Source organism: Streptosporangium sp. NPDC001681 (genome assembly GCF_040298085.1).
Lineage (GTDB): Bacteria > Actinomycetota > Actinomycetes > Streptosporangiales > Streptosporangiaceae > Streptosporangium.
Window position 1 is genome coordinate 29259 of the sequence record NZ_JBEOZN010000039.1, and the last position, 12674, is coordinate 41932.

7 protein-coding genes and 2 pseudogenes are annotated in these 12674 nt (G+C 71.1%); all 9 read left to right on the forward strand.

All coding sequences use genetic code 11. The features are described 5' to 3' along the window. Positions 1-82 precede the first annotated feature (82 nt). Positions 83-1111 (forward strand): LacI family DNA-binding transcriptional regulator, encoded by a 1029-nt coding sequence (locus tag ABT130_RS19400; protein ID WP_350916908.1) that lies wholly within the window; start codon positions 83-85, stop codon positions 1109-1111. A gap of 451 nt (positions 1112-1562) precedes the next feature. Then, positions 1563-3347, forward strand: coding sequence for a PQQ-dependent sugar dehydrogenase (locus ABT130_RS19405; RefSeq protein ID WP_350957017.1), 1785 nt, complete (start codon positions 1563-1565; stop codon positions 3345-3347). An 89-nt stretch (positions 3348-3436) separates the two neighbouring features. Continuing rightward, the gene (locus ABT130_RS19410) at positions 3437-4486 is read left to right on the forward strand and encodes a LamG-like jellyroll fold domain-containing protein (RefSeq protein WP_350957019.1); all 1050 of its coding nucleotides are present in this window, start codon (positions 3437-3439) and stop codon (positions 4484-4486) included. 423 nt (positions 4487-4909) lie between these two features. Then, the gene (locus tag ABT130_RS19415) at positions 4910-7069 is read left to right on the forward strand and encodes a WD40 repeat domain-containing serine/threonine protein kinase (RefSeq protein WP_350957021.1); all 2160 of its coding nucleotides are present in this window, start codon (positions 4910-4912) and stop codon (positions 7067-7069) included. A gap of 268 nt (positions 7070-7337) precedes the next feature. Next, a complete protein-coding gene (locus ABT130_RS19420; protein ID WP_350957023.1) occupies positions 7338-8225 on the forward strand; it encodes an LLM class flavin-dependent oxidoreductase in 888 nt (295 codons plus the stop codon). A gap of 192 nt (positions 8226-8417) precedes the next feature. Next, complete coding sequence (locus ABT130_RS19425) at positions 8418-8996, forward strand: GNAT family N-acetyltransferase (RefSeq protein WP_350957025.1); 579 nt, start codon at positions 8418-8420, stop codon at positions 8994-8996. Positions 8997-9182: 186 nt separating this feature from the next. Next, positions 9183-9704: an effector-associated constant component EACC1 gene (locus ABT130_RS19430; RefSeq protein ID WP_350957027.1), complete on the forward strand. Its 522-nt coding sequence runs from the start codon at positions 9183-9185 to the stop codon at positions 9702-9704. A gap of 40 nt (positions 9705-9744) precedes the next feature. After that, a pseudogene (locus ABT130_RS19435) lies at positions 9745-12534 on the forward strand (caspase, EACC1-associated type); the annotation flags it as partial. 38 nt (positions 12535-12572) lie between these two features. Next, positions 12573-12662, forward strand: a pseudogene (locus tag ABT130_RS19440) (hypothetical protein); the annotation flags it as partial. Positions 12663-12674: the final 12 nt, after the last annotated feature.

Here is a 12674-nt window from a genome sequence, read left to right on the forward strand (position 1 = left end):
TCGGTTACCATGGCACGCGTTACAGCGACGTGACAAGGGGGTAATCCCGCGAATGGAAGAGCGCACAGCCATTCCGCGTCTAGTGGACGTCGCACGAGCCGCAGGGGTCTCGCTGGCGACGGCCTCCCGCGCGATGACCGGGAGCAGCGGAGTCAGCCCCGCGCTCGCGGCACACGTCCAGGCCGTGGCGGCCCAGGTCGGCTACGTCCCCAACAGCCACGCCCGAGCCCTCGCCGGCGGGCAGGCCTCCATGATCGGGCTGATCGTCCACGACGTCGGCGACCCCTACTTCGCCGAGATCGCCCGGGGCGTGCTGCGCGAGACCGAGAGCCGCGGCTACATGGCCATGATCAGCCAGACCGAGCGCGACCCGCGTGCCGAGCTGGCGCGCATCCGCACGCTGCGGGCCCACCGGGTCACCTCGATCGTCCTGGCCGGATCGGGATACGTCGAGGCGAGCACCGAGGTCGGTACCGCCGCCGAGCTCGCGTCCTTCAGCTCGGCGGGAGGCCGCGTGGCGGTGATAGGCCGCCACCACCTGCCGGTCGACGCGGTGCTGCCGGACAACCGCAACGGCGCGGAGACCGTCATGCGCCACCTGCTGGACCTCGGCCACCGCGACATCGGCGTGGTCGGTGGCCCGGCCAACCTCACCACCGTGGAGGACCGGCTCGCCGGCCTGCGGAGCGCCGCCGAGGCGCACGGCCTGAGCTGGGAGGCGATCCCCGTCGTACACGGCGACTTCACCCGCGAGGGCGGCGCGTCTTCGACCGCGCAGCTGATGCGCGGGCACCCGGAGCTGACCGCGGTCATCGCGCTCAACGACCCGATGGCCGTCGGCGCGCTGTCCTGGCTGCTGCACGACGGCCGCCTGATCCCCGGCGAGGTCTCGGTCGCGGGCTTCGACGACATCCCGGTGGCCGCCGACGTCTACCCGGGCCTGACCACAGTCCGCCTGCCGATGATCGGCATGGGCCGGCAGGCGCTCGAACTCGTCCTCAAGCCTCCCGCCGCCCGCCCCCGGCGCCGGCGCACCGGCCACGAGCTGGTCGTCCGCGCCTCCACCGGCCCGGTCCCCGCCAGGTCCGGGGCGGCCCGCCTCACCCGCTGAACCCGCACCGGCGTACCGGCGTACCGACCGCAAGGGCGATTTCAGCCTCGAAGAAACATGTCATTGACGCGACTGTAATCGTCTCCTACTTTCAGGGAAGCGCTTTCCGAGCGCCCCCATCGACTGTTAGGTAGGCGGGATGCGGAAGTCCAAATGGTTCCTGCTGACAATCGTCGCCGTCCTCGTAGGCCTCCCCCAAGTGCCACAAGCAGCCGCTTCGTCCACACGACCGGCGGCCGCGCGACTCGATGAACCGATCACCGATCCGATCCCGGAGGAGCCGATCACATCCGGGCTGGGGCTGACCGTCGAAGAGTTCGCCTCGTTCCCCAAGTCGGAGCCGACCCCGGCACCGACCGACCCGCGACTGGTCCGCTGGGCCCGGATCAATCACCTCGGTGAAATTCCAGATGGGTCTGGGCGCAAGTTTGTACCTGACCTAAATGGCAAGATGTACCTGCTCGAAAACGGCGCGCCGCACGTCTACCTCGACGTCGGCGCCACGTTCGCCCCCGAGTTCTTCTCCGGCCGCGGCCTCGGCCAGGGATTCGGCTTCGCGACCTTCCACCCCGAGTTCCGGAAGAACGGCACGTTCTACACGGTCCACACCGAGCTGGCCTCGGCCACCGCGAAGGCCCCGGACCTGACGCCCCAGCCGGGCACCCTGTACCACGGCATCGTGACCGAGTGGACGGCGGACGACCCGTCGGCGGGCACCTTCCAGGGGAGCCGCCGGGAGATCCTCCGGCTCGGGTTCACAGGCCAGATCCACGGCATCCAGCAGATCGACTTCAACCCGACCGCCAAGCGGGGCGACAGGGACTACGGGCTGCTCTACGTCGCGGTGGGCGACGGCGGCACGGGCGTCCGCAACGACGAGCCCCAGAACCTGGCGCTGCCACACGGGAAGATCTTCCGGATCGACCCGCGGGCCGGGAACAGCGCCAACGGCAGGTACGGGATCCCTGCCGACAACCCGTTCGTCGGCAGGCCGGGCGCGCTCGGCGAGATCTATGCCTACGGGATGCGCGACCCGCACCGCTTCAGCTGGGACCCGGCGGGACGGCACCGCATGTTCCTCGGGCACATCGGCGAGAAGAGCGTGGAGTCGGTCTACGAGGTCCGCGCGGGCGCCAACTTCGGATGGAGCGAGCGCGAGGGGTCGTTCGTGTTCGACAAGGCCACCTCGAACCCCTGCGAGCGCCTCCGCCCGCTGCCCGCCGACGACGAGAAGTACGGCTACACCTACCCGGTGGCCGCCTACGACCACAACCCGCCGCCGGGCTGGAACTGCACCTCCGACGTCGGGCGCGGGATCTCGGGTGGCTTCGTCTACCGCGGCCACAAGGTGCCCGAGCTGCGCGGCAAGTATCTCTTCGGGGACATCGTCACCGGCCGCATCTTCTACACCGCCGAGCGTGAGATGCGCATCGGCGCCGAGCGGGCCCCGATCCACGAGCTCATGGTCTACGACCGGACGGGCAAGCGGGTCACGATGCGGGACCTGGCGGGTGACGCCCGGATCGACTTCCGGTTCGGCCGCGACAGCGCCGGCGAGCTCTACATCCTGTCCAAGGCCAACGGCAAGATCTGGAAGGTCACCGGCACGCGGTGGTTCGCCGGCTGCGACGCCGGCCGCACCCGGGTGACCAACGTGACCCGGGCTGAGGACTGGGCCCCCGTCACCCCGGCGAAGTGGCGGTTCCCCGGGAAGGAGGTCGTCCTGGCCGAGGCCGGCCAGTCTCGTCCCGGCCCTCGCCGTCCCTTCGAGTACGCGGTGCTCTCGGCGGGGCCGAAGTTCGGCTCGGTCCGGTTCGACGGCGAGGTCAGGCTGGACACCCCCGTCGAGATCACCAATCGCGATGTGATCGTCGTGTTCGGCTACCAGAGCGACACCCAGTTCTACTACGCCCACCTGTCGACGGATAACACGATCTACCCGCACAACGGGATCTTCGCCGTGAACAACGCCGACCGGGTGCGGATCGAGGATCAGTGGGACGAGGTGCGCTCCAGAGGCGCCAGGCCCGCCGTCACCGACACGCAGTGGCACCGGATCCGGGTGAAGCACTGCGCCGACTCGGGGGAGATCGCCGTGTACGTCGACGGCGCGAAGTCTCCGCTGATGACCGCCGTCGACACCACGTTCACCTCCGGCAGGGTGGGCTTCGGGTCGTTCGACAACATCGGCCGGCTCCGCGGCCTCAAGGTCACCGGCACCCGGGTGGACGACTGACCGTACGCGCGTGACCACGGCCGCCGCCGGGGCGGGTTCCCCGCCTCGGCGGCGGCCGCAGGAGCCGACGCCGTACCAGGGAGAAGACATTGAGAAAACGCCACCTGTACATCAGCCATGACACCGCGGCGCGGGAACACCGCCGGCCACGTGGGCTCTCGACGGCCCTGGCAGCCGCGGTGCTGTGCGGGTCGTTCATGACGGTCCCGGCCGCCCAGGCCCGGGCCGGCGCGCAGACCGTCCCCGTCGGCGCGGCGGCTTCGCAGCAGTCCCGGCCGGACGTGTTCCCCGGCCTGAAGCGGGACCTGGTCGCCTACTACGACTTCGAGCACCCCACTCCCGGGAACGCCGCGCGGGAGCGGGACCAGGGCCGTTCGGGAACGGACATCGACCTCGTCAACGGCGGCGCCTCGATGCGCGTGCCGGACGGCGCCCATCGGGGGAGCCGGTCCTCGCTGCAGACGCGGCAGGTCAACCCTGCCCTCGTCGGCAACGACGACTGGAAGGCCGGCGTCTACTCGGAGACCGGGGTGCCCACCCTGAACGCCTTCAACGGCGCGAAGGGGACCACGATCATGGGGTGGTTCAAGATGACCGGCTCGAACCCGGGCCTCAACTCCAACACGCCGGCCCCGGACGACCGGTACAACGCGGTCGGGCTGGCGGGCGTCCTCACCGGCACCTCCCAGGGGCACGACGTCCGAGCCCTGCTCGAAGTGATCAACGTGTCGGGAGAGCTGCGGGTGGTCGCGCTCGGCAGGCGCGTGGACGGCGGCAGGTCCCAGACGTTCGCCGCGAGCGAGGCCTGGCAGAGCGTGCTACCGCTCGACGAGTGGGTGTTCCTCGCCGCGACGTTCGACTTCGACGAGGGCACCATGGCGCTGTACAAGAACGGGCGGCCGCTCGACGGGTTCTACACGCTCTCGGACGATCCGTGGGGCGTCTCGGGACCGCCGGAGCCGGACCTCACCTCGGAGACGGACCCCAGGGGCATCAAGATCGGCGGTAGTTTCCCGCAGAACACCCGGGAGCAGAACCCGTGCGACTGCCGGCTCGACAGCCTGATGTTCCTCGACCGGTCCGTGACCAGCAAAGAGGTCTTCCAGCAGTATCGCTGGGCCACCAGGCACCGCCCCTGACCGGCCCCCGGGTGTGTTCCACGGATCTTTCCGCCTGTCGCGGCGGAGACCCGCGGAACGCCCCCTGGACGGCGTGACCGTGCCGCGGTGCGGGGAGCCCGACGACGGGCCCCCGCCCCGCGGGCATCTGGGCGCCCGACACCTGGCAGTGCGTGTGGCTGGACGGGCTCCGACATCCTGTACGGCGGCTCCGGGGACCACACTCCGTACCGCGACCGCGGGATCGACGCACTGATCGGCGGGGCGGGTTCCGGCGCCCTGACCGCCGGCCGTGATCCCGGGCCGGGGAGACAGCGGGACGGAACCCACGCCGAAAGCGCCTATCCTGGGGCATGATCGAGTCGGGCAGCCCCGCGGACGCGGCCGCCATCCGCCCCGCCGCGCCGCGTCGACCTCAAGATCGCGAGACGCCGGGAGGCACACGTGTCGGAACCGCGCCCGTTGCGTCCGGGCGAACCGACCCGGCTGGGGAAGTACCGGCTGCTCGGATGCCTGGGCAAGGGCGGCCAGGGATCTGTGTACCTCGGGGAGTCCCCTTCAGGGACGCGGGTCGCCGTCAAGGTCCTGCACGGCCACATCGCCGGTGATCCGAAGACCCACAAGCGGTTCCTCCGCGAGGTGGAGGCGGCCCGCCAGGTGCCCCACTTCTGCACGGCACGCATCCTGGACGTCGGTACGGCCGACGATCAGCCGTACGTGGTGAGCGAGTTCATCGAAGGGGAGTCGCTGGAGCAGCGGGTCGGCTCACGCGGGCCGCTCGACCCGCGTGACCTGGCACGGCTCGCGATCGGTACGGCCACCGCGCTGGCGGCGATCCACCACGCGGGGATCGTCCACCGCGATTTCAAACCCGCCAACGTGCTGCTCGGCCCGGACGGGCCACGGGTGGTCGACTTCGGCATCGCGCGCAGCATGGACCTGGCCACCACGTCCGTCAGCCTGATCGGCACCCCGCCGTACATGTCGCCCGAGCAGCTCTCCGGGGATTCGGTGGGCCCGCCCTCCGACATGTTCAGCTGGGCCGGCACCATCCTGTTCGCCGGGACGGGCAGGACCCCGTTCGGCCATGATGTCGCCCTCGCGGCCCTGGTGTACCGGATCCTCCACCAGGAGTGCGACCTCACCGGCCTGCCGGACGGCCTGCGGCAGATCTCCGGCCGGTGCCTGGCCAAGGCAGCCGAGCACCGCCCCACGGCCGAGGAGGTCCTGCTTGGTCTCATCACCGGTAACGGGGCGGCGGTCCCCACCGGTGACCTGCTGACGACGGCCATGGGGCGGATGGCGCAGTCGTCTCCGCCGAACCCGGCATCCTCTCCGGACCTGCCGCTCACCCGGGAGCGATCCGGCACGGCACCGCTTCCCACCGACCCTCCCCCGACAGCGCCGACCGGCGGCCCGCCCCGGATGACACTCCCCACCGGCCCCTCCGGCGGGCCGGCGGCGTCCCCCTCCCGGGGGCTACCCCGCCGGAGCTTCCTGATCGGCGGAGGAGCCGCGCTGGCCACCTGCGCGGCGGCGGGGGCCGCGGTGCTGGTTCCCCGCTACCTGAGGGAGGCGGCCGGTTCGGCCACCTCTTCGCCCGGGGCGAGCCCGGAGGCCGCGATCATCCCGCCGTCGTCCTCGGCCACCCCGGCGACCTCGCCCACGGGTGAGCCGGCGGCCTCCCCGAGCGCGTCCGGGCTGATCCCGCCCGGCCCGGACGGGCCGCTGGTGCTTGAGAACGGCAACACGGTGCAGGGCCTCGCGGTCTCCGCCGACGGCCGCCTGGTGGCCGCCGGGTGCTGGGACGGCAAGGTCCGTCTGTGGGAGATCCCCACCGGGAAGATGATCGCGGAACTCGACGACCGCACGTCCTACGTCGAGGGCGTGGCGTTGAGCCCGGACGGCCGGACCCTGATCAGTGTCGGCGGGGTGACCGACACCAAGGCGCACGTGTGGGACGTCGCGTCCAGGCGTCGCGTGTCGAAGTCCGTGATCGGCTCCGTCTTCGTGAGGTTCGGCCCGGACGGCGAACAGTTCGTCACCGGCAGCGGGTACGAGTGGGTCCGGCTCTGGCGGACCTCCGACCGCAAGCAGTCGGGCGCCTCCATGCGCCACACCGAACTGGTCAGGAACGCGGCGTTCAGCCCCGACGGGCGCCTGCTGGCCACCGCCGGGTGGGACGACACCGTACGGCTGTGGCACACCTCCGGCTCCAGAGCGGCCGGCAGCCCGTTGACCGGGCACAAGGACGATGTCAACGCCGTCGTGTTCCTCGACGGCGAGACCCTGGCGAGCGCGGGGTACGACAAGGTGGTGCGGGTCTGGGACGTGGCATCCCGCAAACCGAAGGGAACGACGTTCAAGGGGGCCGGTTCGACGATCAACAGCATGGCGTGCAGCCCCGACGGGACCGTTCTCGCCGCCGGAACCGATGAGGACGGCGTCCTGCTGTGGGACGTCGCCACCCGGCGACGGCTCCGGCAACCCCTGGAGACCGGCCAGGTCCACACCGTGACCTTCAGCGCCGACGGGTCCGTCCTGGCGGTGGCCGCAGGTGACGACGTGCTGCTGTACGACGTCGGCAGCCTGCGTACCGCCTGAGGATGCGGCGGTGAGAGCTCAGCCCGCCGCGCGGCGCAGGTCGAACAGCTCACGCCGTCCACCCTGGCCATGCACCCGAACGCGGGGAGCCGGGGTCTGCGACGCCGGGCACGTTAACGGCATACGTCCAGGCACTCGGCGGGCAGCTTGAAGTGGTCGCCACCGTTGACGAGCACCGCTATCGCATCGCCTGACCGGACTGGAGAGGGCGAAGCACTTCCCGTGGCGAGTTGACCTCAAGGTCACTTGAGGTTGAAGGATGGCGCGCATGGACATCGGAGTGATTCTGCCCGGCGTCGGTGTGCAGCGGGAGCAGCGGCTCGGTCTGGGCACCGCCGCGCGCCACGCCGAGGAGGCCGGGCTGGACGGCGTCTGGCACGGCGACCACCTCGCCACCGGGACCGCGTCACTGGACTGCGCCGTGGCACTGGCCGTCGCGGCGGCGGCGACCACCCGGATCCGGATCGGCACGAGCGTGTTCGTCCCGGCGATCCGGCCCCTGGCCTGGGCGTCCAAGCAGGTCGCGAGCCTGCAGCACGTCTCGGGCGGCCGGCTGGTGCTGGGCGTCGGGTCCGGCGGCGGGGCCGGGCAGTGGGCGGCGGCCGGAGTCCCTTACGGCGAGCGCGGCAGGCGGACCGACACCGCGCTGGAGCTGCTGGCGCGGCTGCTGGCCGGGGAGACCGTCGCGCTGGTGGACGAGCCCGGCGAGGTACGGCTCCAACCGGCCGTGACGCCGCCGCCGATCTGGGTCGGCAACGCCTCGGCGGTGGCCGTGCGGCGGGCGGCCCGCCATGGAGACGGCTGGTTCCCCTCGATGATCCCGCCGTCAGAGGTGGCCTCGGGCCGAACCAGGCTGGCCGAGCTCGCCGCAGCCCACGGGCGCCCCGAGCCGATCGTCGCCATCGGCGCCACCGGCGTCCTCGGTTCGGGACCCGGCCTGCCCACTCGCGAGTCCATCGCCTCGGGCGTCACCGGGTACGGCATCCCCATGGAGAAGGCCGTGCAGCTGCCCCTCACCGGGAAACCCGCGCAGGTGGCCGAGCGACTGGCCGCCTACCGTGACGCCGGGGCGCGGCACGTGGTCCTGGGCTTCGCGGGCGGTGACTGGCGCGAGCAGTGCGACCTGCTGGCCGAGACCCGCGCGCTCCTGGCCTGACCCACGCGCGCCGACCATCACCGCTCGGGCGGCGATCTCACGGAACGGGAACCGACTCGCGGGGCAGCCCCGCGGTCTCCCTGTCCTCACCATCGGCCGGGAACCGACACCTCCTCCGCCCTCGGGCGAACCGCCCTCGCACCGACCCGATATCCGGTGGCGGACCCGGTTGCCGGTGACAAGGATTACGGCATGCATGTCTTCCTGGAGACCGACCGGCTCGTGCTCCGCGCGTTCACCGAGGCCGACACCGACCACCTGCTCGCACTGGACAATGACCCCGACGTCATGCGCTTCATCAACGGCGGCCGACCGACGAGCCGCGAGGTGATCCGGGCACAGACCCTGCCGCGACTCCTCCACGACCACCCGTGCTTCGGCACCCGCGGCTACTGGGCCGCTGAGGAGAAGGCCACCGGGATCTTTCTGGGCTGGTTCGAATTCCGGCCCCTGGCCGACCACAGTCCCGTGGTGGTCGAACTCGGCTACCGGCTGAACAAGGCCGCCTGGGGCGCCGGCCATGCCACGGAGGGCTCGCGGGCCCTGATCCGCAAGGGGTTCACGGATCTCGGGGTGGAGCGGGTGACCGCGAACACCATGGCCGTCAACACGCGATCCCGCCGCGTGATGGAAAAAGCCGGCCTGTCATTCGTCCGGAGCTTCACCGAGGACTGGCCGGAGGCGATCGAGGGCTCCGAGCACGGCGAAGTCGAGTATGAACTCACCCGGGCCGAGTGGAGACGGCATCGGCAGGCGCCGGCCGTTCGGTAGCACGACGCCGCTCCGCACTTCGCGGGGTTCGTCAGCTGTGACAGGTAGCGAAGGGGAGGTTGGAAGCGATATCCGGAGTGGGTCTCGCACCGGCGAGAAACCGGATCTCGTGCCGAGCGGGAAAGACGATCGCCGTTACCGGTGGTCACCCCACCCGCTCTGGACCACGAACGGGAGAGGTGCGGCGTGGAAGACGGCGTGCAGGATGTCGCGCTCGTGTTGGTGGACGTGCCGAGTCAGGTGCGGGACGTGTACGCCTGGCTGCGGGAGGATCCCGAGCTGCGCCGCTGGGTCGACCTCGTCGAAAGCCCACCGGCAGAAGGCGCGCTCGGGCCCGTCGCGGAGGCCGTCCAGATCGTGGCCGACGCGCCTGAGGTGGTGGCCACGCTCGCCGGCGTTCTCATCGCCTGGCTGCGCTACCGGACCAGCGACGTCAAGATCAGGATCCGGAGGAGCGCCACCGACACCGAGATGGAGGTCACCGCCAACCGGGTGAAGACCATGAACGCCGCACAGGTACAGGAGCTGAGGACCCAGCTCGAAGCCGTCCTCAACACCCACTCCCCGCTCTCGCCGGCATCCGGATCGGCAGAGTCCGCGGCGGCCCCCTCCCCGTCGGAGGAAGAGGCGGACCCTTCCCCGTCCGAACCCGAACCCGAGGACGAGGCGGATCCCTCCTCATCCGAGGAGGAGACGGGCGGTGGCTGAAGCCGCGCCGAAGCTCCTGCTGTCCGGATCCGGCGTTCGCGTGCTGATCGTCTGCTCTGGCCGGCACGTCGCGGAGGCGAGGATCGGCGACGTGCCCCAGGCGGTCTCCGCCGCGACCGACCTGGCCACCACCCTGGTCGAGCGCACCGATCTGGCGCCCGAGCAGCTGACGCTCCTGGTGAACCCGGACGATCCCGCCCGGCTGGCGACGGCGATCGACACCCTGTCCCGGCAGGCCACCGATGTACTGGTCTTCGTATATGTCGGGCACGGGCTCATCGGTCCCGACAACCACTTGTATCTCGCCACCCAGGCCATGGTGGACCTCACCCGAGGCCCGGTCAGGAACCAGGCGCTGCCGTACGCGGAAGTCGCCGACCTGCTGTCAGGGAGCAGGGCCCGGCTGAGCGTGGTGATCCTGGACTGCTGCTGGGCCGGACGCGCCACCGGCTGGCCGGACACCTATCTGCTGACCTCCACCAGCCGCGACGAGGCGGCCTGGGCGCTGCCCGGGGATCGCCACACCGCTTTCACCGGCGCGCTCATCCACCTGCTCACCGAAGGTGACCCGACCGGACCGTACCTGCTCGGTCTTGACGACGTGCACCGCTGTCTCAGCCGTGGCCTGCGCGAACGCGGCCTGCCCGTTCCCCGCCGCCAGGCCGCCGACCACGGTGGCCGCCCGATCGTGGTCAACGCCGCGTACCGTACCCCGGCCGGTCACCGCTTCCCGGCGGCATTGCCCGATGACGGGCAGCACAGCCCTTACCGAGGTCTGCGCGCCTACCGCGCCGAGGACACGGCCTTCTTCTTCGGCCGCGAAGCACTCACTCGTACCCTTGCCGATCGGGTGATCTCCGAGCGAGGCGCACCGCTCGTCGTCACCGGTCCCTCCGGTTCAGGCAAGTCCTCCGTCCTGCAGGCCGGGCTGATCGCGGCGCTGGGCCCCGAACGTTGCCTGCTGCTCACCCCTGGCGCCGATCCCTTCGGCGGTCTTCTCCAAAGCGTGACCGACCTGACCGGAGGCAACCGGCCCGGCCCAGATCGCACGGGCGACACGACAACTGGACGAGAGCAGCGGCTCGCGACGCCACCTGACCCCGATCGCCTGGGGGACACGGGTGGAGGACACCAACGGCTCATAACCCGGTCCGACCCCGATCGCCTGGGGGACGCCCTTCCTGAGGACACCGTTCTCCTCATTGACCAGTTCGAAGAGGTTTTCACCCTCTGCGAGGACGAGTCGCGCCGCGCACCGTTCATCAGTGCACTCGTCGCGATCTCCCGCAGGGTGCCTGTGGTGATCGGCGTGCGCGCCGACTTCTTCGGCCATTGCACCGCCTACCCCGGACTCGTGGACGCGCTGGAGCACGCGGCCGTCGTTCCGCCGCTGACCCGCGACCAGTTGCGCGATGTGATCGAGGAACCGGCCCGGCTGGCCGGTCTCACCCTCGATGAGGGCCTGGTGGAACAACTGCTGGACGACCTCGGCGACAGCACCGACAGCACCCCTCTGCCGCTGCTGTCCCATGCGCTGCTGGCCACCTGGCAACGCCGCGAGGACGGTGTCCTCACCCTGGCGGCCTACCGCGCGACCGGTGGAATCACCCAGGCGCTGGCCCGCACCGCCGACGAGACTCTGAACTCCCTCCGCTCACCAGACCTTCTCACCACCGCGTCCCGGTCATCGCAGTCGTCCGGCACCGCGCCGTCCCACAGCGCGAAGCGGCTGCCAAGCGGGCCGGAGCCTCCCGATTCCTCGGCCCGGGACGCCGCGCGCCGCATGTTCCTGCGCCTCGTCCGGCTTGGCGAGGCCACCGACGACACCCGCCGAACGGTCCCCCTGCTGGAACTGCTCCCCGCGGCCGGCAGTCCGGAACATGATCAAGCCCGGGTCGTCCTCGACGCCTTCACCCGAGCCCGGCTGATCACCGTGGATCAGGATCGGGCCCACATCGTCCACGAAGCCCTCATCCGTGCCTGGCCGCAACTGCGATCCTGGATCGACGCCGACCGCGCCGACCTGCTCGTGGGCCAGCAACTCTCCGAGGACGCCGCGCGCTGGGACCGCCAGCGACGCGAGCCCGGCTATCTCTACACCGGCGCCCGCCTGGAGGCCATCGACCGGACCCGCGAGCGCTGGCGCTCCGGCCCGACCCGCCACCCCTTTCTGAACGAGGTCGTCGCCGACTTCCTGACCAGCAGTGACGCGGCCGCGAAACGGGCCAGACGGCGCCGCCGGGTCACCCTGGTGATTCTCATCGCCCTGCTGATCGCCTCGCTGGGAGGCGCCGGGGCGGCCGTCCTCGCCGCGAACGACGCCAGGACCCAGCAGCGTCTCGCCGAGGCGCGGAGCCAGGAGGCCACGTCACGCGAGCGGGCGCTACAGAGCGAGTACATCGCGGCCGCCGATCCGATACGGTCCGCCGCGCTGGCCGCCAACGCCTGGCGCATCGCCCGTACGCCCGAGGCGCGCTACAGCGTGCTCGACACCCTCGCCGGCGCCGGCCGAGGCGTCATCGCGGTAGGCGAGGGCTCCGCGTGGGCCGTGGCCTACAGCCCGGACGGAAAGACTCTGGCCGTCTCGGAAACCGATGGCACCATACGGCTGTGGGACGTCGCCACCCACCGCCCCATCGGCACCCCGCTCACCGGCCATCAGGATGTCGTCCCCTCCGTCGCCTTCAGCCCGGACGGGAAGACATTGGCCAGCGCCGGACTGGACGGCACCGTCCGGTTGTGGAACGTCACCACTCATCGCCCCATCGGTGCTCCCCTTACCGGCCACAGCGAATTCGTCTGGGCGGTGGCCTTCAGCCCGGATGGGCACACGCTCGCGAGCGCAGGAAACGATAAAACCGTACGTTTGTGGGATATATCCGCCCATCGGCAGCTCGGCGCCCCCTCACCGGACACCAGGGCCCCGTCTACGCGGTCGCCTATAGCCCGGACGGGCACACCCTCGCCAGT